Raw genomic sequence first — 25303 nt, forward strand, 5'->3', positions numbered from 1 at the left:
CGTTCTTTTTCCGCACACTTCCGCGCTACCCCGCCGGTCCACCTCTGAGAGACCACCCCGATGTGGCGTTGAGTGCGCCCAACGCATCCAACGCGGTATCCGGTGCACCCACGCACCAACTCGGCACCCGGTCACCCCACGAACCCGACACGGCGCTCGCTACATCCCACGCACCCCATGCGGCGCTCGCCACACCCCACGCAGCATCTGGCGATTCAGCGCGACGACCGCCGCGTTCGAGTGCAACCGGACCAACGCAAGCAAGCGACCGGAACCGGTCAGATCTGGCCCAGCAACGCAATCACCAGCGGAAAGCCGCCGAGCACCACCACCGCGGCGATGTTCGTCTTCTTGTACTGCACCAGCAACGCCACGAACTCGCGCAAAAACGCACTCGGCACGAAGTACGAAGCCGTCCGAGCCCCGATCACGTCCAGTTTCAACCGGAGGCGACGGGCGAGGATCGCGGTGCGGAAAACGTGGTAGTTGTTCGTCACCGCGAGCACGCGCCCGGAGATGCCGTTTGCCTTCAGCAGTTCCACGCTGAAGCGCAGGTTCTCATCCGTCGTCGTCGCTTTGTCCTCCAGGAGCACGGCTTCGCGAGGGACGCCGGCGCGTTCCAGGTAGGCCGCCATGGCCGCGGCTTCCGAGGTGAGCTCGTCGGTCCCCTGGCCGCCCGAGACGACCACAACGGCCGAGGGTGAGCGCTGGAAGCACTGCACCCCGCGGTCGAGGCGGCTGGCGAGCAGCGGCGGCACGCGATCGCCGAGCAAACCCGAGCCCAGCACGATGATGGCGGCGGCGTGGGCGCGGCGGTTGAGGCGGCTGTAGAGCACGGAGTACAGGAGCAGCGCCGTGAACACAAAAGCGATGTACGCGGTGAGCAGCAGCAACGACATCGCTGCCACGATCAGCCACGGCGCCACCTGCGTGAACGCGACCGCGCCGACCGTGAACACGTACACCGCCATGATCGTGAGCCCGGCGAGCAGCGACAGCAGGTTAGCGGGCCGGTGCCCCTCGCGGCGCCACATCACGGCGCCGTTGGCCACCAGCGCCCACGGCAGCACCAGCCCGGCGACCACCGCGAGCACAGCCACGACGATCAGCACCACAGTCTGCAGCACGACCAGCCCGGCCGTGAGGCTGAACAGCCACAGCGCCGTGAACAGCAGCGCGAGCGCGAACCACACCGCGTTGCCGAAGCGTCTGGGCTCGCGAAGGAACCGCACGACGAAGGTCAGGTCGACGAGCAGCGCCAGGATCGCGAGGGCCATGATCGGACATCATGGCGGGTCCCGGGAAAACGCGTGCGATGAACCCCGTCAGAGCGAGGACGTGAGGCCGCGCGCCCGCAGCACCGCGCGTTCGAGCGGCCGGAACACCAGCAGCTCGATGCCGATCCCGACGAGCAGGATCAGGAAGATCGCCGCGATCACCTTTTCGATGGCGTTGAGCGAGGAACCCTGGTTCAGGTACGCGCCGAGCCCGATGCCGAGCTGCGGCGACAGCGCGATCAGCTCCGCCGCCATCAGCGAGCGCCACGAGAACGCCCAGCCCTGCTTCAGCCCCGCGAGGAACCCGGGCAGCGCGGCGGGCAGCAGGATGTGGCGGGCCGCGGCCAGCCGGCGAGCGCCCATGACCTGGCCGACGCGGGGGAGGATCGGCGGGATCTGGTCGATGCCGGACACAAGGCCGTTGGCGATCGACGGCACGGAGCCGAGCAGCACGACGAAATAAATGGCCGCGTCGTTGATGCCGAACCACAGGATCGCGGCCGGCACCCAGGCCACCGACGGCAGGCTCTGCAACCCCGTCAACAACGGCCCGATCGCGGCACGCACCACACGAACCTTGGCCACGAGCAGGCCCAGCGGCGTGCCGATCACCACGCCGGCGGCGAAGCCGAGCGCGGCGCGGTGCAGCGAGGTCCAGATGAAGCCGACCACCTCGCCGTCGGTGAGTCGCTCCCAGAACTCGTTCCACACGGCCAGCGGCGCGGGCAGCTGCGCCTCCGGCCAGAACGCGGCGGCCCACAGGACCTGCCACACCACCACGAGCAGCACGAGCGCGACCACCGGCGGCAGGAAACCCCAGGCGAAGCGCCGCCAGAACGACGGCCGGCGCTCTCCCACCGGCGCGTCGAGGGCGTCGAGCCCGGAGCCGACGGCGTCCAGCTCGTCGACGGGCCCGTCAGGCTGCGGCATGGGTGCTGATCACCTTCCGCAGGTGGCCGGTGATTTCCTCGGTCAGCTCCTCCGTGTCGGCCAATGGCACGTCGGTCCACTCGCGCACGACCCGGCCGGGGCGCGACGACAGCAGCACCACGCGCTGGCCCAGGCGCACGGCCTCGCGCACGTCGTGGGTCACGAACAGCACCGACGTGCCCGTGGCCCCCCACACGCGCAGCAGCTCGCCCTGCAGCACGTCGCGGGTGATGGCGTCGAGCGCGGCGAACGGCTCGTCCATCAGCAGCAGCGACTGCTCGGCGTCGCCGCCCACGCGGTGGGTCGCCGCGAGTGCGCGGGCCAGGGCCACGCGCTGGCGCATGCCGCCCGAGAGCTCGTGGGGGCGTTTGCCGCCCACGTCGCTCAGGCGCACGAGGTCCAGCAGCTCGGCGGCCTTGCGGCGGCGCTCGGCGCGGCCGAAGCCGGCCAGCCGCAGCGGCAGCTCGACGTTGCGCGCCGCCGTGAGCCACGGCATCAGCGCGGCTTCCTGGAACATCACCGCGGGGCGCGAGGTGTTGAGCGTGATCTCCCCCGCCGACGGCGCGTCCAGCCCCGCGACGAGGTTCAACAGCGTGCTCTTGCCACAGCCGGACGCCCCGAGCAGGCACACGAACTCGCCCGGGGCCACCGCGAGGTCCACGCCGTCGAGCGCGACCACGGCACGCCCGGCCTGGCCGAACGCCTTGCCCACGCCGGCGAGGCGCACCGCGGCGGTGCCGGTGAAGTCGGTCCGTCCACTGGGGAGGGTGATGGTCATCGCACGCCTTCCTGAATCACTTGGCCAGGGCGGGGGCTGACACGGCGGGCTGTTTCGCTTCCAGCAGCACCTGGTTGAGCGGCCCGAAATCGGCGAACCCCTTCAGCGCCACGGCGGACTTCGCGACGCCCGCGGTGACCGAGTCCTGCGCCAGCTGCGGGAACTGCTCCGGGATCGGGTCGGTGGTCAGCTCGATGCCGGAGAACGCGCGGTCGAGCACAGCCGGGCTCAGGGAGCTGCCGGCGAGCTTCTTGAGCTGCGCGTTGACGACCGTCTTGGCGTCGGAGGGATTGGCCTTGGCCCAGTCGATCGCGGCCAGCTCGCCCTTCAGCACCGCGCGAACGGTGTCGGGGTGCTGCTGCAAGAACTCGCTGCGCACGATCACGACGGTGGTCGGGAAGCGGCCGTCGGGCCACAGGGACTTCTCGTCGACGAGCACCTTCGCGCCGGCGTCGAGCACCAGCCGCGAGGACCACGGTTCGGGGAGCCAGCCGCCGTCGACGTCGCCCTTGCGGAAGGCGTCGAGCGTTTTGGGGTTGTCCATCGTGGTCACGGTGACCTGGCCGGTGAGCTGCTTGCCGGCGAGGAACTTCTTGAGCGCGACGTCCTGGGTGTTGCCCAGCTGGGGCGTGGTGATGGTTTTGCCCTTGAGCTGATCGACGCTGGTGATGCCCGGCTTCACCACGAGCTGCGCGCCGCCGGACACCGCACCGGAGACGAGCTGGATGGCGCCTTCGGACTTGCTGAACGCCGTGATGGCCGGGCCCGAGCCGATGAACGCCATGTCGAGCGACTTGCCGAGCAGCGCGTTGACCTCGTCCGGGCCGGCGTTGAACGTCTGCGTGGTGAGCTTCGTCTTGCCCAGCTGCTGGGTGAAGAACCCCTTGTCGACGCCGATCAGCGCCGGCGCGTGCGTGACGTTGGGGAAGTAGCCGAGGCGGACCTCGGTCGCCGCGCCCTCGTCGGAAGCCACCGCTTGCGGGCGGTCCGCGCGCGAACAGCCCGCGAGCGCACCCACCGCGGTCAGCGCGACGAGCGCGGCGGTCAGCAGGCGGCTTCTCGGGAGCTTGCGCACGGGTGTGCCCTTCCGGTGGTGGCGGGTCCCGGCGAGGTTCGCACGGTCGCTCACCCGGGCGCATCGACATCCGCATGCCGGGAAATCCGGCCGGATCCCCTTGACAGGGGTGCGGTTACTTGCTCAACAGCAGCGACACGTCGCCGAACTCGTGCCAGAGGTACCTCCGTTCCACGGCTGCGTCGTAGGCGCGCTGCACCAGGTCCGGGCCGACGACAGCCTCCAGCAGGAGCAGGTGCGAGGCCTCCGGCGTGTGCAGGCCGGTGACGAGCCCGTCGACGACCCGCGCCCGGTGGTCCGGGCCCAGGACCAGGGACGTCCAGCCCTCCGCGGCGGTGACGACGTCGTTTTCCACCGCAGACTCCAGCGCCCGCACGGCCGTGGTCCCCACCCCGATGACCCGGCCTCCCTGCGTGCGCACCCAGTTGACCAGCGCGGCGGTGGTGGCGGGCACGCGGAAGCGTTCGGCGTACGGCGGTTCGCCGGCTTCGGGCGACGAGACGCCGGTGTGCAGCAGGATCGGGGCGAAGAGCACGCCCCGGGACACCAGCTTCGTCACCAGCTCCGGGGTGAAGGGCCGGGCGGCGCTGGGCATTTCCGCCGAGCCGGGGTCGAGGGCGAACACGGTCTGGTAGTCGGCCAGCGGCCAGGCACGCGGGACGTAGCCGTAGCGGATGGGGCGACCCACCAGCGAGAGGTACTTCGCGACGCCGCCTTCGACGTCGACTCGCGCACGCCAGAGGCGGTTCTTGCCACCGACGTGGGGCGCGAGCAGGGTGAGTTCCGCACCGGCGGGCAGGGTGAGGAGCTCGCCCGCGTGGCCGTCGAGCAGTGGGCCGCCGGGGGCGCGCAGCTCGACGACCCAGGTGCCGTCGTCGAGCCCGGTGGAGTCGAGTTCCGTGGAGAAGTGGACGCCGACGACGTGGTCACCTCGCACGGCGTCGACGGCCGCGGGCAGCGTGCCCGAGGTGTTGACCACGAGCAGGTCGCCGGGGTTCAGGAACTCGCCGACGTCGTGGAACGGGGTGTGCCGGACGCCGTGCGGGCCCGCGGTGAGCAGGCGGACCTCGTCGCGGGCGAGGCCGCGGGCTTCGGGCGGCGCGGTGGCGAGCAGGTCGTCCGGCAGGGAGAAACGCGTGGTCATGACCGCACCGCCGCGAGATCGGCCGCTCGGTAGCGACCGCTGGGCGGGCGTTCGTCGAGCAGGTGCAGGAAAGCGGGCACGGCCGTTTCCGGCAGCGGCCGGTCGGAGATGTCCTCGCCGGGGAAGGCCAGCTGGTGCATGGCCGTGCGCAGGTCGCCGGGGTCGACGGCGTAGACCGCGAGGGCCGGGTTCTCGACGCCGATGACGGCCGTCGCGTGGTCGAGGGCGGCTTTCGCCGAGCCGTACGCGCCCCAGCCCTCGTACGGCTCCACGGCGGCGTCGGAGCTGATGTCGATCAGGGTGCCGTTCGCGGCGGTCAGTGCCGGCAGCAGTTCCCGGGTGAGCGCGACGGGCGCGAAAACGTTGGTGCGGTAGACGGTTTCCAGCTCTTCGAAGGGGTAGTCCAGCAGCGGCGGCAGCGGGCTGACGCCGAGGGCGCTGGCGTTGTTCACGAGCAGGCCGACCCGCGGCCCGGCGGCCTCGGCGAGCGCGGCGCGGTGGACGGGATCGGTGACGTCGCCCGCCACGGCGGTGAAACCGAGCTCGTCGGCGGTGGCCCGGAGCGCTTCCGCGCCCCGCGCCGTGCCCAGCACTGTCCATTCGCGACGGACAAGGGCCCCGGCGAGGGCCCGCCCCAGCCCGGCTGACGCACCGGTGATGACGGCGACTGGCATGATACCTCCTGGAGTAGGCACCACCCAGCGTGCGACCTCTACCTTACTGGAGGTCAACCTTCTTCCGGCCGCGTAGCACCAGGTACGCCACCAGCGAAACCACGAACCCGGCGTAGTAGGCCAGATCCGCTCCGTGCAACGCGGCGGCGACGGGTCCGGTGTAGACGGTGGTGTTCATGAACGGCACGGCCGCCGCGAACCCGACCAAGAACGCCGCCAGCGCGGCCCAGGACCGGACGGGCTTGCGCAGCTCTTCCAGGACGTCGATCTTTCGGTTTTTGGTGCGGCGCAGCCAGTCGGGCACCACGACACCGAGGAACGGCGGGATCCAGTAGCTCACGAACAGCAGCACGTTTTCGAACTTCGCGCTCAGGTCGCCGCTGTGCATCCAGAGGATCAGCGCGAACGCCAGCACCGTCACCACCACCGCCGACACCGGGCGGCGCAGGCGCACGCCGACCGTCTGCAGGGCCAGGGAGCCGCTGTAGTCGTTCATGGCGTTGGACGACACCGCGGCCAGCGCGATCACCAGCAGCGCCAGGCCGCCGATCACGCCACCCCCGACCAGCTGGGAGACGCCCGCCGCCGTCTGGTCACCCAGCGCGGAGCCGAGCGCGAGGCCGATGCCCTCACCGAGGGCGTACGACGCGACGAGCCCGAGCAACGTGAACCAGAAGACGCCGGCGGGCTTGGTGTCGGCGGGCAGGTACCGGCTGAAGTCGGCGGCGTAGGGCGCCCACGAGATGGCGAGGCTGAGCGTGATCGTGGAGAACAACACGACGGCGCCCGCGAAATCACCGCCGGTCGCGCTGTCGGTGAAGGTGATCGGGTGGTCGAGCACGACCTTCACCGCGAGCGCCACGAACGCCACCACGAGCACCGCGCTCATCACGGCCTGCACCCGGTGGATCACGGCGTAACCGAACACGCCCAGCAGGCACTGCAGCGCGAGCACGATCACCACGGCGGTCCAGAACGGCAGGCCCGTGAGCTCGGCCAGCGCCTCGCCACCGAACAACCCGACCAGCGCGTCCCACGCGATGCTGCCCAGCCACTGCACCAGCCCCGGCAGCACCACGGTCTTGCCGAACGGCAGCCGCGCCAGGGGCAGCTGGCCGGTGCCCGTCTTCGGCCCCCACGTCGAGAGGAACGCCGGTGGCAGGGAGCCGAGGATCGTGCCGACGAGCGCGACGAGGAAACCGGTGGTGAAGCCCAGCCCCAGCGTCGACCCGAGCGTGCCGGTGAAGACGGCGGTCATGGTGAGGTTCGGCGCGAACCACACACTCGCGAGCCGCCACGGCCGCCCGAACCGGTTCGCCTCCGGCACGGGCGTGATGCCGTGCGTCTCGATGGCGAAGTCCCCGGCCCCGGAGGGCATGCGTCCCCCGAAGACGTCGGCGTCGATCCCGCTCATGTACTGGCCTTTCTCCCGGTTTGCGTGGGTCATGATTGCCGGTGGACCGGGCTGGGGGAAGCTTCCGCGACGAAGGTCTCCCCGGGTTGCCTGACATCGAAACCCCGTTGGCGGTGCGCATTACCACTGGCACGATGATCAAATGGGGGTACTGGCGTCACGGCCGTTTGTGGTGTTCTTCGGGGCGCGGGTGGTGTCGTTGCTGGGCAGCTCGATGACGCCGGTGGCGCTGGCGTTCGCCGTGCTGGACGCCGGGCCGGACGGGGACCTCGGGTTGGTGCTGGCGGCGAACATGGTGCCGCTGATCGCGTTTCTGCTGGTCGGTGGCTCGGTCGCGGACCGGTTCCCCCGGGCGCTGGTGGTGCGGGCCGCCAACCTGGGCAGCGGCGCGACCCAGCTCGTGGCGGCGGGGATCCTGCTGACGGGGCACTATTCGTTGCCGGCGCTGATGTGCACCGAGTTCCTCAACGGGGTGCTGACGGCGTTCACGACGCCGGCGTTGCGGGGAATCGTGCCGCAACTGGTGCCCCGCGAGGTCCTGCGGCAGGCGAACTCGCTGCTGGCGTCGGCGCGCAACGTCGCGAAGATCGCCGGGCCGTCGGTGGCCGGCGTGCTGGTGGCGACGGTGGGCGGGGGCTGGGCCGTCGCGGCCGATGGGGTTTCGTTCGTGGTGGCGGGGGTGGCGTTCAGCTTCCTGCGGCTGCCGCCGGTGGCCGCGTCGTCGCGTGCCGGGGTGCTGCGCGGCATTCGCGAGGGCTGGCACGCGTTCCGGCGGATCACGTGGCTGTGGCAGATCGTCGTGGCGTTCACGGTCGTCAACATCGCCCAGACGGGCGTCTGGCAGGTCCTCGGCCCCACCGTCGCCCGCGCGACGATCGGCGAGGCCTCGTGGGGCGCGGTGCTCAGCGTGCGCGCGGCGGGGGTGCTGGTCACGAGCGTGGTGATGTACCGCCTGGCAGTGCGGCGGCTGCTTTCCGTGGGCCAGGTGTGCGCCGCGGTGACGGCACTGCCGCTGATCGTGGTGGGGGCGGCGCCGGGGTTCTGGTTGCTCGCGGGGGCGGCGTTGGTGGCGGGCCTGGGTGGCGGGGTCGCGAACATCGCTTGGGAGACCACGGTGCAGGAGAACATCCCGGCCCATTTGCTGTCGCGGATGGCGGCGTACGACGATTTCGGGTCCTACGTGGGGATTCCGATCGGACAGCTTTCCGCTGGGCCCTTGGCGTCGGCGTTCGGTGCGGGTCGGGTGGCGGTGGCGGGTGGGTTTTGCTGGCGGTGGCGGCGTTGGTGCCGTTGTCGTCACGGCAGGTGCGGAGGATGCGGCACACACCGGTTTCGTCGCCCGCCGTTTCACGGCCGCGGTCGAGGCCGACGTCCCGGGAACAGCCTGAGAACGAAGCAGGCCCCCACCCCACCGCGAAACCGTGGTGAGAGCGGGGGCCTGTTCCGACCCTCAGTAGAACATCACACGAGCAGCAGGAACGCCAAGCCGTTCGGCGAGCCCAAGCCGGTGACGTCGTCATAACCGGCGGTGGTGTGGATGGTCAGGTTCGGATAATCGAACGTGCGGGCGGAAGTGATCAAGCCGTCCGAGGCGTCGACGCTGTTGGCGAAGTCCACGCGTTCCACGGCGGCGTCCACGTGCTTCACGTCGTAGATCACGCCGGTGCGCGACGTGAGCTGGTAGAGCGCCGGGTTGATGAAGCCGTGGTGGAAGTGGTCCAGCGAATCGGCCACGGCCATGACACCCGCGAACACCGGGGACGCCAGGCTGGTGCCGCCGATGCGGTACTGGTCGTAGTAGTCACCGTCGGGGAAGCGCTGGGTCTGGCCGACCAGCATGCCGGTGTTCGGGTCGGCGACCGCGGAGATGTCCGGGACCACGCGGCCCTTGGCCTTGCCCTTCTGGTTCTTCGTGGACAGCGCGTCGGGGACGATGCCCTTCTGGTACGCCGGCTGCGGGAACACGCGGCTGGTGCCGCCGCCCGCGCCGCCGTTGAAGGCGCCCGGGAAGGCGGGGCCGTAGACGCCGTTGGTCAGCGTCGACTTGCCCGTCTCCCAGCCCGTCTCGAACGTGCGCTTGCCGGAGGCGTCGACCGCGAGCGACGTGCCGCCGACCGCGGTGACCCACGGCGACGAAGCGGCGAAGTCGGGCGAAGGCGTGCCGAGGCGAGCGACCTCGTCACCGTTGTCGCCGGAGGAGAAGTACACGCCGATGCCCTCGAGGGCGGCCTGCACGGCGATCTGGTTGAACGCCTTGATCTCGTCGGCCGGCAGGTCCTCGCCGGTGTCGCCGTAGGAGTTCGACACGATGTCGGCCTTGTGGCCGGCGATCACGTAGTTCAGCGCGGTGTCGAGCGACAGGTCCTCGCAGTCGGAACCGCCGACGTAGAGGATGTTCGCGCCCGGGGCGAGGCCGTGGGCGGCTTCGACGTCGAGGGTCTCCTCGCCGTACCAGCCGGAAGCGTCGCACTGATCCGGGCCTTCGTCGGCTGGGTTGACCGGGAAGACGTGCTGGCTGAACTGCGCCTTCGTGAGCGGGTGCGCCGGGTCGTTGCGCCGGGCGTACTCGGAGGCGTCGGCGTAGACGGTCGGCGAGGCGAAGGCGTCCACGATCGCGATCGTGGTGCCGCGGCCGTCGGCGCCGGCCTTCGCGGCCTGGTCCAGGCCGTAAGCCGAACGCAACTGGGCCGGCTTGTAACCGCACGGCGCGTACGGGAGCTGCTTGCCGTTGTACGCCGGGTCGACCTTGTCGGTCTTCTGGCCGTAGTAGTCACTGCACGGGCCCGAGTTGCGGAAACCGGCGCCGGGCGGCGCGGTGGCCGGGTCCGTGGCACCCGAGGTGTGGTCCGGCTTGAGCAGGCTGGTGGCCTGGTCGACGCCGACGACCCCGAGCACCGACGAAGCGAGCGAAGCCGGCACGGACAGGTTCTTGTCCGCTGCCCGCAGCGTCTGGCCCTTCACGGCGTACTTGCCGAGCGTGACGTCGAACGCCTTCTGCACCTGGTCGGCCGAACCGGTGGCCTCCACGTACGCGCGGTTCGACGGCACGTCGCCGATGCGGAACCCGGCGCCCGACAGCCACGTCTTCACCGCGGACACGGTCGCGTCCGAGGCGGTGAAGCGGTCGCGCACCTGCTGCGGCGACAGGTACTGGCGGTAGCTCTTCGAGTGCGGGTCGGAGACGGCCGCCGCGGTGGCTTCGGCGCCGGCCTCGTCACGCAGGTTCAGGTACACGCGGAAGTCCAGCTTGGACGCCGGCGCGGTGTCCGCGACCTTGGCCCCGGGGTTCGCCCAGAGCGGGTGCGACTGCGGGATGTCGGCCCGGCCCGGGGCCGACGCCGCCGACGCCAGTGTCGGCGTGGTGACCGCGAGGCCACCCACCACCGCCAGCGACAGGAACACGGTGAGACTTCTTCGCACAGGCAACTCCCTCGTGAATCGCGGCCCCAGGGCGCCGCAGACGTCCGGCTCGAGACTAGGTCCGCACCGGCCGCCGGGGAAGCACCCGACCGGCCGGTGCGCAACCGTTATCTCGCAGCCGCGACTCGATCTTCGTTGCCACACAAGGAAGAAGTCCGGTTCGTCCACACTGTCGCGAGTGGAATGTCAGCTAACACGGCAAAAGTCCGATTCATCCGTGCCACTGAGTGGTATCACGGAGCACGCGACCCCTCCGGACACCACCTACTTCCGTCTGGAGCTCACACCGCCTGCAGCCCCTTCGACCCCGCACCGACCACGAAGCTCTTGTCCGTCTTGATCACGAGCTTCGCCGGGTCGTTCACGCTCGTGTCGGACACCACGACGAAGTCGGCCAGCATCTGCGCGGGCGTGGCGGTCACGCGCACGTAGCCGCGTTCCCCCTTGCAGTACTTGATGTGCGGGTTGTTCGCGAGCCAGGCGGCCGAAGGCGGCGCCGCGTCGTCGCTGTTCGACGTGACGGACGTGGTCACCAGCTCCGAGCCGACGATCGGGTCGCTGTGGTCGAAGTAGTCCTTGCGCAGGTCGGCTGCCCAGTGCCGGTGGACGTCACCCGTGAGCACCACCGGGTTCGGCACCTTCCGGTCGATCCAGCCCTGGGTGATGCGGTCGCGCGAGGCCTGGTAACCGTCCCACGAGTCCGGGCTCTCGCACGTGGTCGAGTTTCCGTCGCCGTCGCGCTGGGCGAAGAACACCTGCTGGCCCAGGAAGTCCCACGTCGCCGGGTGCGTCTCGAACGCCTTGAGCAGCCACTGCTCCTGCGCCGTGCCGGTGATCGTGTGCGAGGTGTCGCGGTAGGGCGCGCACGCCGTGCCGCTGACCTGCGCGCTGCGGAACTGGCGTGTGTCCATCATGTGGAAGCGCGCCAGGTTGCCCCACAGGAACTGCCGGTACAGCTGGATCGACGAGCCGCTGGGCTTGGCGGTGGACCGGATCGGCATGTGCTCGTAGAACGCCTGGAACCCGAAACCCTTGCGGGCGGCCGAAGCCGGGCTCGTGGTGCCGTTCCAGTTGTTCATCACCTCGTGGTCGTCGAACACGACCAGCCACGGCGCCAGCGCGTGCGCGGCCTGAAGGTCCACATCGGTCTTGTGCTGGCCGTGGCGGGCCCGGTACAGCGCGAGCGTGGTGGTGTCCGAAGGCACCGCGAGCCGCCGCGGGTTGAGGTTCGCCTTGACGCGCCCCGAGGGCTTTTCGTAGATGTAGTCGCCGAGGAACAGCACGAGGTCCGGATCGTCGCGCACCACACCCTTGTACGAGTGGTACCACCCTTCCTCCCAGTGCTGGCAGGAAGTGAAGCAGTACTTCAGCTGGTTCACGGCCGCACCCGCCGCGGGCGCCGTGCGCGTGCGCCCCACCGGCGAAATGTAACCCGCCGACTTGAAGCGGTAGAAGTACTCGCGCGCCGGCTCGAGACCCGTGGGCTCGATGTGCACGCTGTGCGCCGAAGCCCGCACCGCGTCGACCGAACCGCTTTGCACGATGGAGGAGAACGCCTCGTCGTTCGCGATCTCCCAGTCCACCGCGTAGGTCGCGTCGGGCATGCCCCCGAACCCGTCCGCGTTGAGCGGGGCGGGCGCGAGGCGCGTCCACAGCACCACGCTGTCGGGCAACGGGTCGCCCGAGGCGATGCCGAGCTGGAACGGGTCGTGGATCGACGGGGCGGCGACGGAGGTGCGCGCGTTGGCCCACGAAGGCAACGCGGTCGTCGCGGCGGCCGCGGTCACCGCGGCGAGTCCGCCGAGCAGCACCGAGCGCCGGTTCACCTGGCCCATGTCAAGGGTTTCCTTTCGGAGGTCGGATTTTTCAGGCCGCGAAGTCGGTGAGGCCGGCACTGCAGCCGGCGAACGTCGGCGTGGCGGTGTTGTGGCCCGTGCAGACCTTGTAGAAGATCCACTTGCCCTTCGCGACCGGCGCGGCCTTGTCCACCGAGGTGCCGTTGCCGCCGGAAGCCCAGACGTAGTACGGGCCCGAGCCGTCGGAAAGCCAGTACTGCACGACGCCGGAACTGCCGTCGGCATCGGTGTCGTAGGCGACGAAGTGCGCGTCGGACGAACGGAACACGCCCTCGGCCGCGCACGCCGCGGCGCACTGGCCGCTGCCGGTACCGGTGCCGCAATCGGGTGCGACGCGGCCGTCGGAGCCGGTCTGCACGTAGCCGTCGGACACGTAGCCGCCGAGCGCCGGCACGTAGTCCCAGGTGGTGGTGGTGCCGAGCGGGCCGGCAACGGAACTTCCGGTGGTCTGGCACTCGATCGCGACGGTCGAGCCGTTGGCCACCGTCTTCACGGCGGTGGCGGCGGTGTTGGGTGCGCGACGGACGTTCAACGGATCACCGGCGGTCTGCACTTTGCCGGGCACGGTTGACGACACTGCCGACGCCGGTACCACCGACGACAGCGTGAACCCGCCGATCGCCGCCAGGACAATCCCGAATCCGGCCAGGCGCCGGAGCTTCGAACGCTTCATGGCCGTAGCGTGTCGAGGCCCCGTACACGACCCGTACAATTCGCAATTTTCCGGACGTCTGCCGCCGAATGGATCTAGCTAACCAGCGCGGACGCTCCTACCATGCCCGGTCATGGGGACCTTGCCGCTCAGGCGGGTAAATTGTTGACTTCACTGGCGTTCCGAATTCTCGGACCGTTGGAGGTCGTTGCTGAAGGCCGGACCGTCCCACTGGGCGGGCCCAAGCCGAGGTTGCTGCTGGCCGCGCTGGCTTTGCAGCCGAATGTCGTGGTGTCCACCGAAGTGCTGGTCGAAATCCTGTGGCCGGGTACCGCACCTCGTTCCGCGGCAGCCAACATCCGCACCTACGTCCACTCCCTTCGGCGGCGGCTCGCCGAAACGGCGCCCGAGCTGGGTGACCGCATCAGCAGCCGCGCGTCGGGATATCTGCTCGTCGCCACGGACGAAGAACTCGATCACGTGGTGTTCGCGAACCGCGCCGCGCAAGCGCGGGAGGTGTTCGAACGCGGTGACGCGGAAGCGGCACTCGCGTTGCTCGACAAAGCCGATGCCCTTTGGCGCGGCGAAGTGCTCGAAGGCCTGCCCCACGACCACGGGTGGGGCGCGGCCGTCGCGCGGCTGGCCGAGCTGCGCCTGTCCGTGCAGGAGCAGCGCTTGCGGGCACGCCTCGCGCTCGGGCGCCACGGCGAGGCGATCGCCGAGCTGCGGGGCCTCGTCGCCGAGCACCCGCTGCGGGAACAGCTGTGGCAGCAGCTCGTGACCGCGCTGCGTGACGGCGGCCGGATCGCCGAGGCCGTGGAGGCCTACGAGCTGGCCGAGCGCACGTTGGCCGAAGAGCTCGACGCCAGACCCGGGGCCCGGCTGCGCGAGCTGCGGGCCACGCTCGTGGCCCCCGCGCCATTGCCCGAGCTGCGGGCCGAACTGGCGGTGGTCCGGCCGGCCACGGAGCTGCCGATCTGCCAGCTCCCGCTCGACCTGCCCGACTTCACGGGCCGCGAGGACGTGGTCGAACAGCTGGTCACTCGCCTGCGTGAACGCGGCGAGACCGGCCGGCCGACGGTGGTGGTGCTCTCGGGCGCGCCCGGCGTCGGCAAGTCGGCGATCGCGGTCCGCGTGGCCCACGCGGTGCGCGACGCGTTCGCGGACGGGCAGCTGCACGTGGACCTCGCCGGCACGTCGTCGTCGCCGCGGGCGCCGATGGGAGTGCTGGCCGAGCTGTTGCGTGCGCTCGGCATCCACGACGCCGGGTTGCCGCGCGACCTGCCGGAACGCTCGGCGCTGCTGCGATCGCGGCTGGCGGGCAAGCGCATGTGCGTGGTGCTCGACGACGCCGGAAGCGCCGCGCAGGTGCGTCCGCTGCTGCCGGGCACGGGTGCGTGCGCGGTGCTCGTGACGAGCCGGGTGCGCCTGCCCGACCTCGACGGCGCGGTGGCGGTCGACGTGGACCTCTTGCCGGAGCCGGAAGCGGCCCGGCTGCTGGAGGGCATCGTCGGGGCCGAGCGCGTGGCGGCCGAGCCCGACAACGCGGCGGCGATCCTGCGTCAGTGCGGGCACCTGCCGCTCGCGATCCGCGTGGCCGGGGCGAAGCTCACGAACCGGCCCAGCTGGTCGCTGCGGATCTTGGCCGACCGGCTGCACGACGAGCGGCGGCGGCTCGACGAGCTGCGCGTCGGTGATCTCGCCGTGCGCGCCAGCGTGACGCTGAGCTACGACCTGCTGCCGATGTCGGCGGCCGCGGCGTTCCGCTGGCTCGGGGCGCTGGGACCGATCCAGTTCCCCGCGTGGGTGGTCGCGGCCGTGCTGGGCCGTCCGTCGGCCGACGACGTGCTCGACGTGCTGGTCGACGCACACCTCGTGGAGCTCGTCGCGGCGGACGCCACGGGCCAGCCGCGCTACCGCCTGCACGACCTGCTGCGCGTGTACGCGGCGGAGCTGGCCGAGCAGGAGGCGCCGGAGAAGCCGCGCCGGGCGGCGCGGCGGGTGCTGGAGGGTTACCTCGCGCTGGCCGTCGCGGCGGCCGAGCGGATGCCGATCCACTTCTTCGGCCAGTACCGCGACCCGGCCGCGCCGGACCCTCGGCTGCCGGCCGGGACCGACCGGCTGCTGGCCGACCCGGCGGCCTGGTTCGCGGCGGAACGCCCCACCGGCGTCGCCGCGGTGACGCTCGCCGCGCAGCTCGGGTTCGACGATCTCGCGTGGCAGCTCACGGCCGCGTTCACGCCGTACTTCGACCTGCGCGGGCACCAGGACGACTGGCACGCCACCCACGCGGTGGCGCTGGCGGCGGCCCGGCGTGCGGGGGCGCTGCGCGGTGAGGCGATCATCCAGCGCAACCTGGGGCAGATCCACCTCTACCAGGACAGGTACGCCGAAGCGCGGGTGGAGTACGACGCGGCGCGCGAGCTCTACGAGCGCGTCGGCGACGCACAGGGCACCGGCATCGCACTCGCCGGGCTCGGCACGATCCTGCGCATCCAGGGCGACAACGACCTTGCCCTGGAACGCTGCCACGAAGCGTCGAAGCTCTTCGCCGAAGCCGGTGATCTGCACGGCGAGGCGGTGATCCGCATCGCCGTGGGCGCGGTGTGGATGGCGCAGAAGTGCTACGCGCCGGCCAAGCGGTGGTTCACCGACGCGCTGGAGCTGGCCGCCGCGATCGGCGACCGGCACCGCGAGGCCCACGCGCTGCAGCGGCTCGGGTTGCTGCAGCAGCACGAGGGCAATCTCGGGCCCGCACGCGAGCACGTGACGCGCGCGATCGCCGTGTTCACCGATCTGGGCGACGACCACTGCGTGGGGTACGCCAACCAGAACCTCGGTGAGCTGTGCCTGCACAGCGGCGATTTCGCGCACGCGCAGCTGCTGCTGGTCAACTCGCTGAGCGTGCACCGCCGCAACGGCGACCGGCGGTCGGAGGCCGAGGTGTCGCAGCTGCTGGGCGAGCTGCATTCCGCACTCAGCCAGCCGGAACGCTCGCGCACGTACTCGGAGCGGGCGCTGGCGATCTGGCGCGAGCTCTCGGCACGGCCGCAGCAGTCGGCGCTGGAAACGCGACTCGAGACGGCCGCCGGAGAGGGGCCGCGGATCGTGTCCGCCTGACCCGTACGTGCTGACCCGTACGCGCGGGCTCGCTTGCCGCGAAAGGGGTCCGGCCGCGACGAGGATGTCGTCTCGGCAGGACCCCTTTGTCGTGGAACGGGAGCGGGAATGGTCCGCAAGAGTCGGATGGCCGTCGCGCTGGCGGTGGTGGTCGCGGTGTTCCCCATGACGCCGGCCGTCGCGGCGGGTGCGTGGCAGGTCGATCTGTCCACGGTGGACGGCGACGACGTGAACGTGGCCTCGGTTTCGGGTTCGCTGACCTTGGCCGGCCCCGAGGGAAGTTCCGCCGCACCGGGAAGCTCGGGGGTGTTCGTCACGCCCGTGCACCCGCTGGGGTCCGCGGCGGGCCGCGTGAGCGCGCGGGTGGCGGCCGACGTCCCGGCCGGCACCGCCGTGGACGTCGACGTGCGCGGCCGCGACTCGGCCGGCGACTGGACGGAGTGGACCCCCGCGGGCGAGCGGTTCCCGTTCGCCGTGCGGACGGTCCAGGCGCGGATCTCCCTGTCCGGCCTCCTCGACGGGCCGCGACCGGCCGTGCACTCGCTGACCCTGACGACGTCCGGGAGCGGCGCGCGGGACGCCGTGGCCACCGAGCCGCTGACCTACCGCATCTATGCGACCCGCGAAGGACTCGTCGGCGGCAAGACGTCCAACGGGCACGTGATCGCCCAGCGCGACCACTTCGTGTCGTTCCCCTCCACGAAATCCGTGTCCCCCAAGGGAACCGGGTCGTACACGGCGAAGGTCTGCCGCACCGGCGGCACTCGTTGCGAGTTCGCGCCCGTGTGGGAGGTCGGGCCGTGGAACACCCACGACGACTACTGGAACCCGGCCGAGGAGCGCGCCACCTTCCCCACGCTGCCGCAGGGCACCCCCGAAGCGCAGGCCGCGTTCCAGGACGGTTTCAACGGCGGCAAGGATTCCCGCGGGCGGGTCGTGAAAAACCCGGCGGGCATCGACCTCGCCGACGGGGTGCTCTGGGACGGTCTCGGTCTCACGGGCAACTCGTGGGTCGACGTGACCTACCTCTGGACCGGTACCGGTGGCGCCACCGGCGTGATCACCACAGCCGGCGCGCCGCTGAACCTGCGGGAGAGCCCCAGCACGTCAGCGGCGACAAAAGGGGTCGCGGCGAGGTACGCGCGCGTGCCGATCGAGTGTTCCGTGACCGGCGAGTCCGTGAGCGGGGCCCTGGGCACGAGCGCGATCTGGGACCGCGTGGGCCCCGGTCTGTACGTCTCGGACACGTACGTGAAAACCGGCACCGACGGTCCCGTCGCGCCGCCGTGTCCTTGAGCAGCGCCGAACGGCGGCTGATACTGGGCAATTCGGCTGCCTGAGGGGGCACCATGACCACACTCGACAAGACCGAACTCACCTCGTTGCGGCAAGGGCTGACGGGGACCGTGTTCACCCCGGCCGACGACGGCTACGACGAAGCACGCAAGATCTGGAACGGCCAGATCGACCGGCGCCCGGCCGTGATCGTGCGAGTGGGCGGCCCGGCGGACGTCGCCGCGACCCTGGCGTTCGCGCGCGAGCACGGGCTGCCGGTGAGCGTGCGCGGCGGCGGGCACAGCTTCGGCGGCTTCTCGGTGTGCGAAGCCGGTGTGCTCATCGATCTGAGCGGCCTGCGCGCGACCGCCGTCGACCCGCAAGCCCGCACGCTGCGCTGCGGCGGCGGCACCACCTGGGCCGAGCTCGACGCCGCGGGCCAGCAGCACGGGCTGGCCGTGCCGGGCGGCACCGTCAGCGACACCGGCGTCGCCGGCCTGACGCTCGGCGGTGGCATCGGCTGGCTCACCGCCCGCCACGGCCTCAGCATCGACAACCTGCTCTCGGCCGAGGTCGTCACGGCCGACGGCGTCGCGCGGCACGCCTCGGCCGACCAGAACGCCGACCTGTTCTGGGCGCTACGGGGCGGCGGCGGCAACTTCGGCGTGGTGACCGAGTTCGAGTTCCGCGCGCACCCGGTCGGGCCGATGGTCGAGCTGGGCCTGTTCTTCTGGCCACTGGCACAGGGTCCCGAGGCGCTGCACTTCATCCGCGACACGCTCGCGACGCTGCCGCCCACGATGGGTGCGATGATCGTCGGTCTCAACGCGCCGCCGGCCGAGTTCGTGCCGCCCGAAGCGCAGTTCGCACCCGGCTACGCGCTGGTCGTCGTCGGGTTCGAGGGGCCGGAGGAACACGCGGAAGTGGTCGCGCGCATCCGGCGCGGGCTGCCGACGGCGTTCGAGCTGGTGACCCCGGTCCCCTACGTCGGGCTGCAGCAGATGCTCGACGAAGCCGCACCACGTGGGGTGCTGGCCTACGAGAAGTCGCTGTACGTGGACGAACTGAGCGACGGCGTGCTCGACGCGATCACCGAGCACCTGCCGCGCAAGTCCTCCCCCATGTCGATCATGCCGATGTTCCTGATGCGCGGGGCCTACACCGCCGTGCCCGAGGACGCGACCGCGTTCAGTGGCACGCGCACGCCGAAGGTCGCGGTCAACATCGCCGGCATGGCACCCGATCAGCAGCTGTTCGCCGCGGACCGCGAGTGGGCACGGGAGTTCTGGGCCGCACTCAGCCCGTTCGCGGCCAGTGCCGGCGGTTACGTGAACTTCATGACCGAGTTCGACGAGAACCGCGTGCGCGCGGCGTACGGCGCCGACAAGTACGAGCGCCTCACGCTGATCAAAGCCGAGTACGACCCCGGCAACGTGTTCCACCTGGGCGCCAACATCCGGCCCGCCGTGACCGTCTGACCAGAGGGCGCCGGCCGCTCGGGGACACGGCGGCCGGCGCCTTCGCCACCTGTGAGCTCAGTGGCCCGACAGGTCGATCGCCTCGTCGAGCTCCCGCGGCTTCAGCACGCGCAGGATGCCTTCGAGCAGGTAGTAATCCGCGTACGGCAACGAAATCTCGACGCCGTCCTCCGCCGGGCGGTTGCGCGTGCAGCGGGCCACCACCGCGTCGGCGCGGGTCGAACCGGTGGTGAGGCAGGTGCGGGAGGTCGCTTCGAGCAGGCGCAGCCCGGCGGTGCGGTAGCGCGCCTGGCCGGAGGCCGAGGCGAGGTCGAGGAGCCCGCACGCCATCACGACACCGGCCGAGGCGTCCTTGATGTCGTTCGGCGCCTGTGGCGCGGTGTAGTCCCACACGGGCACGTTGTCCGGGGTCAGGGCCTTCAGCGCGTAGTCGGCGAGCTTGCGGGCCGTGGTGAGGAACGAGCGGTCGCCGGTGCGGCGGTACATCGTGGTGAAGCCGTAGATGCCCCACGACTGCCCGCGCGACCAGCACGACGCCGGGCTGTAGCCCTGCACGGTGCCCGGCCCGAGCTCGGCGCCGCTGGCCGGGTCGAAGTCGAACACGTGCGGCGTCGAGCCGTCGGGGCGCAGGAACACACGCTGGGCGGTCTTGGCGTGCTCGATGGCGATTTCGAGGTATTCGCGGTCCCCCGTCTGCCGGGTCGCGAAGTCGAGCAGGTCGAGGTTCATGATCGTGTCCATGATGATCCGGCCCGCGTCCTTCGGGTCGGTCAGCGAGCCCCAGGCCCGGATGAAGCGGCCCTTCGGGTTGTAGCGCTTGATCAGCGACGAGGCCGCCTGGATCGCGCCGGCGCGCCACTTGTCGTCGCCGGTGACCCGCCACGCGGTGACCCACGACGGGTAGAAGAGGAAACCGAGGTCGTGCGTGCTGGTGTCGTTCTGGCGCGGTGCGAGTTGGTCGGCCGAGGCGAGGGCGAGCGTGCGGAATTGTTCGTCGCCGCTGTACAGGTAAACCATCCACAGCGTGCCGGGCCAGAATCCGCCGACCCAGTCACCATTCTGCGAAAAGGCCCATTTCTCGAACTTGGTCCCGGTCGGAAAAGCGGTGACGCCCGGCGCGACCGCACGCAGCTTCCGCACCGCGTAGTCTGCCGCTGAGCGGAACACCTTCTCCTGACTCGCCACTTCGGACACCCCCTGGCCGGAGGCCGCGGCCGGAACGGTGCTGGTTGCGGTCGCCGCCACCGCGGCACCGGCCGCGGTGGTCAGCAGGGTACGCCGGGAAACGCTCACGATTGTCCGCCATTTCACAGTCGTGGAAAAACTCCGGTGGGGAAATGCCTCACGGGAAGGCGGCCCGATTTTTACACGACCGTCCCGGGCTTGTACACCCACCAAAGCGTGCTTTCACGGTTGTGAATTGTTCATGGATGTGAATTGCCATTCCACACCGAACCGGAGCGGACCGCGGGGCCACTGCGGTCTGGACCACTCAGTGGTGGTGGTGCGCGTGCACCACGGCGTGCCCCTTGCCGCGGCCGATCATCCACTTGTTCACCGGCACCGTGATCACGAAGGCGACGATGAGCGAGAACAGCAGCGACAGCCAGAACAGCGCCGCCGCGAGGCCCGCGTCCATCGCGCCCGGGACGAAGACGATCACGAGGTTGTCGACGATCTCCATCACCGCGATCGACACGGTGTCGGCGGCCAGCGCCACCTTGAACGCCGCCGAGAACGTGAGGCCCGACTTCAGGACGCCGCGCATCGTCAGGCCGTAACCGAAGACGAACGCGAGCACGATCGCGAGCACCACCGTGGCCGCGTTGTTCAGCCCGAACGCAGTGCCGAGGACCACGCCGAGCACCTCACCGATGGCACAGCCGGTGAGGCAGTGCAGCGTCGCCCGGATCGCGGTGGACCAGGACGCGCCGTGCTGGTGATCAGTCATGCCGGGAAATATACCCCCAGAGGGTATATAGCGCCAGCGGGTATGGCGCCAGGCCATTTCGCTCAGAAGGGCCGAATCGGCGGAGCGAGGTTAGCCGAGCACCGCGAACGGGTACCAGGTCGCGACTTGATCACCGTTGAACTCACTTCCGTAACCCTTTGCACACGACCGGTTGACCACCGTGAGCAAGCTCCCTTACGTTCACTCCAGGTCGCCGGCGGTGCGCAGACCGTGAAACCGAAGGACTGGTGGGGATGCGAAGGCCGACCAAGGCGCTGATCCTGGGCGTCGCGCTGCTGCTCACGGCGGCGGTGGGGCTCGGCGGCTGCGCGACCGCGCTCAGGAACACGGCTACCGGAGGCGATGCGCCGATGCGAATCGCCTTCGTGCCGAAGGTCGCGGGCATCGCCTACTTCGACGCCATGAACGCGGGTGGTCTCGACGCGGCGAAACGGCTCGGCGTGCAGTGGATCACGCGCGGTCCCGCGACGGTCGATCCAGCCGCCCAGACGGCGATCGTGCGGGACCTCGTGGCCCAGCACTTCGACGTGATCGCTGTGGCGCCCAACGACCCGGAAGCACTCGCGCCCGCGATCGCCGACGCCCGGGCGAAGGGCGTGCACGTGCTCACCACCGACACCGACGCACCGCAGACGCAGCGCGAGGTGTTCGTGAACCAGGCCTCCGCCGAGGGCGTGGGCTCGGCACTCGTCGACGCGCTCATGGCGAGAACCGGCGGCGCCGCCAAGTTCGCCATCGTCTCGTGCGGGCGGACGGCCGCGAACCTCAACGCGTGGATCTCCGTGGAGCAGGCGTACGCGGCGAAGCGGTACCCGAAGGCGCAGCTCGTGGAAATCGTTTACGCGGGTGAGGACACGACCACGGCCACGGAGCTCGCGAAGCAGGTCCTCGACCGCCATCCCGACCTCACGGGCCTGATCGGCGAGTGCACCACTTCGGCGCCAGGCGTCGCCCAAGCCGTGCGCGACGAGCAGAAGATCGGACGCGTCTACACGGTCGGCACGGGCACCCCGCAGACGATGAAGCCCTACCTGCTCGACGGGTCGTGCTCGATGTCGGTGCTGTGGAACGTCGAGTCGCTGGGTTACCTGACCGCGTGGGCCGCGCGCCAGCTCGTGCTGGGCCGGCCGTTCGGCCCGAGCAACAACGTGAGCCTCGAGCTGCCCGCGGTGAAGTACGACGGGCCGTCGAAGACCATGCTGCTCGGCGACCCGCTGCTGATCACCCAGGACAACGTGGACCAGTTCAAATACTGACGGCCGGGGCCCCCGTGGGAACCCCGGCCGCAGCACGGAGAAGTCAGCGGACGTCGATGGTGACCGTCGCCGTGGTGACCTTCGCGGGCAGCTTCGTCGTGTCGATCTTCAGGTACTCCCCGTCGTCCTGCTGACCGTTGGGCAGCGTCTTGGCGTGGAGCGCGTACGGCGGCGTGGTGTTCGAGAGGCCGTCGATGCCGAAGTCGTTGTCGTTGCTGATCACGAGGGTGCGGCCGCCGTCGGTGGTCGCGACGCCCTCGACCTTGTCGTGGCCGAAGAACCCGCCGGCCGGGTCGAACCCGGTCACCAGCGCACCGAGGTCGACGTACAGCTTCTTCGACACCGGCGTGATGCCCACCTCCGCGAGGTCCGCGGTGGCCTCTTCGGTGGTGTCCTTGCCGACGTAGGCGTCGATGCTCGACTGCTCGGCACCGACCAGCAGTCCGCCCCTGGCCGCGTCGTAGGCGGCGCCGGCCAGCTTCGCCTTCGGCCCGACGTCGGTCGCCCCGTGCAGGTCGATCTCGTAGATCTTCTTGAACGCACCAGGCTCGAAGTTGCCGTCACGCTCGTCCACGAGGAACTTCGTCGACGACAGCGCGGTGATCTCGCTGACCGCGTTGCCCGTGTCGTCCGGGTCCTGCAGCAGGTAGAGGTATTCGTGCGTCGCGCGCGTGCGCACGTCGACCGTCACGATCCGCAGCGTGGTCACGTTGCCGGGCTTCTTCGTGAGGTCCGGCTGCTGCAGGGCCGACTGCATGACACCCACGAGCGTCTTGCCGTCGGGTGTGAGCGCGAGGCCCTCCATGCCCTTGTTGGGCACGCGGTACTTCAGCTCCCGCGGCAACGAACCGTCGAACGGCGAGAGCCGCTCGATCGCGCGGCCGTCGGCCCGGAAGTGCGTGATGAAGGGACCGTACTCATCGGACACCCAGAACGTGCCGTCGCGTTCGGCGACGAGGCCCTCGGAGTCGTAACCGTCGGCCGTGGCCGGCAACGGCTTCCCGTCGAGGCCCACGATCGTCTCGCCGGTGTCGGCAGCCGTGCTGACCTGCCCGTTGTACGGCGTGCCGTCCTTGGCGCGCAACGGGATCCGCTTCTCGAGCACGGCCTTGCCGTCCTTGAGGCGGAACTTGCCGATCGCGGGGTCGAACGCGGGCAGCGGCTCCACCTTGGACCCATCGGGCGCGTCGACGTTGGGACCGCGGTCGGTGAGGCTGTAGAACTCGTCGCGCGAGCCCGGCACCGGCGTGAGCGCGGAACCGTAGGCACCGCCGGTGAGCTTCACGCCGCCGATGGTCGCGAGCGGCGGCAGGTCGGTCGGGTAGAGCTGCACCGCGTCCGACACGGAGTACGTGAAGGTGTCCCGGCCGTGGAAGCCGGGCGCGGGCGTGTAGCTGAACGATCCGTCCGAGTCGAGGGACAGGGAACCGTGCGCCGGTACGGTGTGGCGCACGATGGCACCGCCGCTGCTGTCGTTGCGGCGCACCCCGTCGCCGTGCACCTGCAGGGTCCGGCCGGCTCGCGTCCCGTAGTGGTCGTCGCGGGCGGCGAACGCGGTGTGCCCACCGCTTCCGTGCGCCGACGCCGTGCCGGTGGCCAGCAGCGGCACGGCGAGGATCCCCGCGGCGACCCCGATTCTCACGCGCTTCATCCGTTTTCTCCTCCTCCGGCGTCACCAGCGACACCGGAGGAGGAGTCTGGGTAACGGAGTTGGACAGAGGTCGTCTTCGAGGCGACGCCCGCGTTAACGACCTCGTCTCACATGCGCGGCCGCCGCTCCGCCACCGATCACCAGGACCAGCACGGCGACGCCCCACCTGCGTTGTTTCTCCACCAGGTGCGCGGAGTCGGCCACCGGCACGGGGGTCGGCGTCGCCGTCGGGCGGGCTTTCGCCGGCGGTGCGACCGAAGCCGAGGCGACCGTCGGGTCGGCCGAGAGGTCGTCTCGCGCCGGCGGCGGGTTGTTGCTCGGCTGTTCCGCGAGCACCGGCGGCGGCGCGTTCTCCACCGACGGCGCAGGACTCACCACGCCGTGCGCCGACGGGGAAACCGGCGGCGGGGGCGGTGGCGGTGGCGGCGGTGGCGGTGGCGGGGGTGGCGGTGGAGGCGTGGTCGGCACAGCGAGACAGCCCGCGGCGTCGGACGTGTACAGCTCTGGTCCGGTGCTGATTTCCGTGGCCGCCGAGGATCCATCCCGCGGCAAGCGGTAGGTCACGCTGCGGTGGCCGATGCGGTTCGCGGTGGCGTAGAGCGCGCCGTCGGGACCGAACACAACCGAGCCGTAGGTCGAGGCGAGCGGGAACTTCAGCCGGGGCACCACGGCGACACGGCCGTCGCGCGGGTTCACCGTGACCACCGAGCCGTGGCCCGCGGCCGTGACCGACACGCCGTAGAGCAAGCCGTCGGCGGGGTTGTAGGCGAAGTCGTCGATGCCGGCGGAGAGGACGACCGGCCGCAGTTGCACGTGGGCGACCACGTCGAGGTAGTGCGGACTGGCGGGATCGACGTCCACTGTGTACACGCTGTTCGCGTGCAGCAGGTACCACGAGTTGCCGGACATCGCGCCGCCCGTGGACCCGGTCGCCCAGCTCCAGATGCCGTGGCGGGCGCCGGCGCGGAACACGCCCCCGAGATCGGTGGCGTGGCCCGCGGTGTCGATCTTCACGGCGTGGGCGCCGTCGTGGAAGTGGCCGGACGTCGGGCCGTCGGCCACGCCGTAGACCACACCCTGCGCGGCCGAGTACGCCATCGCGTTGATGGTGTAGCCGGCGTTGCCGAGCTCGTGGCGCTCGCCGGTCGGCAAGGTGAGCCGCACGAACGACGACGCGCGCGAGTTCTGGCTTTCCACCTGGAGGATCGGGCACGTCGCCGGCGCGGCGGGTTTCGTGCGACCCGGTGGTTCGAGCCATCCTGACGCCACGAGCAGTGCCGAAACGCCGACCGCGGCGGCGAGCACGGGGAGGAACCGGGGAAACCGCACGG

General features: G+C 70.7%; 19 protein-coding genes. 5 read left to right on the forward strand and 14 right to left on the reverse strand.

Annotated features, from left to right (window positions below; genetic code table 11):
• Window positions 1-278: 278 nt before the first annotated feature.
• The 7 genes from ACWEOE_RS27085 to ACWEOE_RS27115 all read right to left on the reverse strand — a co-directional run bounded on the left by ACWEOE_RS27085 (window position 279) and on the right by ACWEOE_RS27115 (window position 7325).
• Window positions 279-1277, reverse strand: a complete 999-nt coding sequence (locus ACWEOE_RS27085; RefSeq protein WP_452013873.1) for a YdcF family protein — start codon at window positions 1275-1277, stop codon at window positions 279-281.
• Between the two features lie 48 nt (window positions 1278-1325).
• Window positions 1326-2207 carry an ABC transporter permease gene (locus tag ACWEOE_RS27090; RefSeq protein WP_452013875.1) on the reverse strand — a complete coding sequence of 294 codons (882 nt, stop codon included), beginning with the start codon at window positions 2205-2207 and terminating at the stop codon, window positions 1326-1328.
• The gene (locus ACWEOE_RS27095; protein ID WP_452013877.1) at window positions 2194-2985 is read right to left on the reverse strand and encodes an ABC transporter ATP-binding protein; all 792 of its coding nucleotides are present in this window, start codon (window positions 2983-2985) and stop codon (window positions 2194-2196) included. The genes ACWEOE_RS27090 and ACWEOE_RS27095 overlap by 14 nt, the downstream gene beginning before the upstream one ends.
• A gap of 16 nt (window positions 2986-3001) precedes the next feature.
• Entirely contained in the window at window positions 3002-4060 is a 1059-nt protein-coding gene (locus tag ACWEOE_RS27100; RefSeq protein ID WP_452014100.1) for an ABC transporter substrate-binding protein, read from the reverse strand.
• 115 nt (window positions 4061-4175) lie between these two features.
• Window positions 4176-5204, reverse strand: a complete 1029-nt coding sequence (locus tag ACWEOE_RS27105) for an S-adenosylmethionine:tRNA ribosyltransferase-isomerase (RefSeq protein ID WP_452013879.1) — start codon at window positions 5202-5204, stop codon at window positions 4176-4178.
• Window positions 5201-5878 (reverse strand): SDR family NAD(P)-dependent oxidoreductase, encoded by a 678-nt coding sequence (locus tag ACWEOE_RS27110; RefSeq protein WP_452013881.1) that lies wholly within the window; start codon window positions 5876-5878, stop codon window positions 5201-5203. The genes ACWEOE_RS27105 and ACWEOE_RS27110 overlap by 4 nt, the downstream gene beginning before the upstream one ends.
• Window positions 5879-5921: 43 nt before the next feature.
• On the reverse strand, window positions 5922-7325 hold the full coding sequence (locus ACWEOE_RS27115; protein ID WP_452013883.1) for a purine-cytosine permease family protein: 1404 nt from the start codon (window positions 7323-7325) through the stop codon (window positions 5922-5924).
• A gap of 109 nt (window positions 7326-7434) precedes the next feature.
• Here ACWEOE_RS27115 and ACWEOE_RS27120 point away from each other — a divergent pair, with 109 nt between their 5' ends.
• Window positions 7435-8814 carry an MFS transporter gene (locus tag ACWEOE_RS27120; RefSeq protein WP_452013885.1) on the forward strand — a complete coding sequence of 460 codons (1380 nt, stop codon included), beginning with the start codon at window positions 7435-7437 and terminating at the stop codon, window positions 8812-8814.
• Here ACWEOE_RS27120 and ACWEOE_RS27125 read toward each other — a convergent pair.
• The 3 genes from ACWEOE_RS27125 to ACWEOE_RS27135 all read right to left on the reverse strand — a co-directional run bounded on the left by ACWEOE_RS27125 (window position 8754) and on the right by ACWEOE_RS27135 (window position 13241).
• Window positions 8754-10712: a S53 family peptidase gene (locus tag ACWEOE_RS27125; RefSeq protein ID WP_452013887.1), complete on the reverse strand. Its 1959-nt coding sequence runs from the start codon at window positions 10710-10712 to the stop codon at window positions 8754-8756. The two genes, ACWEOE_RS27120 and ACWEOE_RS27125, sit on opposite strands and share 61 nt — an antisense overlap.
• A gap of 281 nt (window positions 10713-10993) precedes the next feature.
• The gene (locus tag ACWEOE_RS27130) at window positions 10994-12547 is read right to left on the reverse strand and encodes an alkaline phosphatase D family protein (protein ID WP_452013889.1); all 1554 of its coding nucleotides are present in this window, start codon (window positions 12545-12547) and stop codon (window positions 10994-10996) included.
• 31 nt (window positions 12548-12578) lie between these two features.
• Window positions 12579-13241, reverse strand: a complete 663-nt coding sequence (locus tag ACWEOE_RS27135; protein WP_452013891.1) for a hypothetical protein — start codon at window positions 13239-13241, stop codon at window positions 12579-12581.
• 102 nt (window positions 13242-13343) lie between these two features.
• Between ACWEOE_RS27135 and ACWEOE_RS27140 the strand changes: the two genes are divergently transcribed.
• From ACWEOE_RS27140 to ACWEOE_RS27150, 3 genes are all read left to right on the forward strand, one after another.
• Entirely contained in the window at window positions 13344-16340 is a 2997-nt protein-coding gene (locus ACWEOE_RS27140) for an AfsR/SARP family transcriptional regulator (RefSeq protein WP_452013893.1), read from the forward strand.
• Window positions 16341-16448: 108 nt separating this feature from the next.
• Window positions 16449-17636, forward strand: a complete 1188-nt coding sequence (locus ACWEOE_RS27145; RefSeq protein WP_452013895.1) for a hypothetical protein — start codon at window positions 16449-16451, stop codon at window positions 17634-17636.
• A 53-nt stretch (window positions 17637-17689) separates the two neighbouring features.
• Window positions 17690-19093 carry an FAD-binding oxidoreductase gene (locus ACWEOE_RS27150; RefSeq protein WP_452013897.1) on the forward strand — a complete coding sequence of 468 codons (1404 nt, stop codon included), beginning with the start codon at window positions 17690-17692 and terminating at the stop codon, window positions 19091-19093.
• A 57-nt stretch (window positions 19094-19150) separates the two neighbouring features.
• Here the strand turns inward: ACWEOE_RS27150 and ACWEOE_RS27155 are convergent, their stop codons facing one another.
• Together ACWEOE_RS27155 and ACWEOE_RS27160 are read right to left on the reverse strand one after the other, a co-directional pair.
• Window positions 19151-20386: a glycoside hydrolase family 88 protein gene (locus ACWEOE_RS27155; RefSeq protein ID WP_452013899.1), complete on the reverse strand. Its 1236-nt coding sequence runs from the start codon at window positions 20384-20386 to the stop codon at window positions 19151-19153.
• 199 nt (window positions 20387-20585) lie between these two features.
• A complete protein-coding gene (locus ACWEOE_RS27160; protein ID WP_452013901.1) occupies window positions 20586-21044 on the reverse strand; it encodes a DUF4396 domain-containing protein in 459 nt (152 codons plus the stop codon).
• Between the two features lie 254 nt (window positions 21045-21298).
• Between ACWEOE_RS27160 and ACWEOE_RS27165 the strand changes: the two genes are divergently transcribed.
• Window positions 21299-22321: an autoinducer 2 ABC transporter substrate-binding protein gene (locus ACWEOE_RS27165; protein WP_452013903.1), complete on the forward strand. Its 1023-nt coding sequence runs from the start codon at window positions 21299-21301 to the stop codon at window positions 22319-22321.
• 43 nt (window positions 22322-22364) lie between these two features.
• On the opposite strand, the gene ACWEOE_RS27170 is transcribed toward ACWEOE_RS27165, so the two are convergent.
• A complete protein-coding gene (locus ACWEOE_RS27170) occupies window positions 22365-23972 on the reverse strand; it encodes an esterase-like activity of phytase family protein (protein WP_452013905.1) in 1608 nt (535 codons plus the stop codon).
• 93 nt (window positions 23973-24065) lie between these two features.
• Entirely contained in the window at window positions 24066-25301 is a 1236-nt protein-coding gene (locus tag ACWEOE_RS27175; RefSeq protein ID WP_452013907.1) for a DUF6923 family protein, read from the reverse strand.
• Window positions 25302-25303 lie beyond the last annotated feature (2 nt).

Source organism: Amycolatopsis sp. NPDC004368 (genome assembly GCF_053602515.1).

Coding starts and splice junctions, on each gene's coding strand:
- ACWEOE_RS27130 (WP_452013889.1), bottom strand. CDS start 12,547: ATGGGCCAGGTGAACCGGCGCTCGGTGCTGCTCGGCGGACTCGCCGCG.
- ACWEOE_RS27095 (WP_452013877.1), bottom strand. CDS start 2,985: ATGACCATCACCCTCCCCAGTGGACGGACCGACTTCACCGGCACCGCC.
- ACWEOE_RS27105 (WP_452013879.1), bottom strand. CDS start 5,204: ATGACCACGCGTTTCTCCCTGCCGGACGACCTGCTCGCCACCGCGCCG.
- ACWEOE_RS27085 (WP_452013873.1), bottom strand. CDS start 1,277: ATGGCCCTCGCGATCCTGGCGCTGCTCGTCGACCTGACCTTCGTCGTG.
- ACWEOE_RS27135 (WP_452013891.1), bottom strand. CDS start 13,241: ATGAAGCGTTCGAAGCTCCGGCGCCTGGCCGGATTCGGGATTGTCCTG.
- ACWEOE_RS27090 (WP_452013875.1), bottom strand. CDS start 2,207: ATGCCGCAGCCTGACGGGCCCGTCGACGAGCTGGACGCCGTCGGCTCC.
- ACWEOE_RS27110 (WP_452013881.1), bottom strand. CDS start 5,878: ATGCCAGTCGCCGTCATCACCGGTGCGTCAGCCGGGCTGGGGCGGGCC.
- ACWEOE_RS27120 (WP_452013885.1), top strand. CDS start 7,435: ATGGGGGTACTGGCGTCACGGCCGTTTGTGGTGTTCTTCGGGGCGCGG.
- ACWEOE_RS27140 (WP_452013893.1), top strand. CDS start 13,344: ATGCCCGGTCATGGGGACCTTGCCGCTCAGGCGGGTAAATTGTTGACT.
- ACWEOE_RS27115 (WP_452013883.1), bottom strand. CDS start 7,325: ATGACCCACGCAAACCGGGAGAAAGGCCAGTACATGAGCGGGATCGAC.
- ACWEOE_RS27160 (WP_452013901.1), bottom strand. CDS start 21,044: ATGACTGATCACCAGCACGGCGCGTCCTGGTCCACCGCGATCCGGGCG.
- ACWEOE_RS27165 (WP_452013903.1), top strand. CDS start 21,299: ATGCGAAGGCCGACCAAGGCGCTGATCCTGGGCGTCGCGCTGCTGCTC.
- ACWEOE_RS27150 (WP_452013897.1), top strand. CDS start 17,690: ATGACCACACTCGACAAGACCGAACTCACCTCGTTGCGGCAAGGGCTG.
- ACWEOE_RS27170 (WP_452013905.1), bottom strand. CDS start 23,972: ATGAAGCGCGTGAGAATCGGGGTCGCCGCGGGGATCCTCGCCGTGCCG.
- ACWEOE_RS27145 (WP_452013895.1), top strand. CDS start 16,449: ATGGTCCGCAAGAGTCGGATGGCCGTCGCGCTGGCGGTGGTGGTCGCG.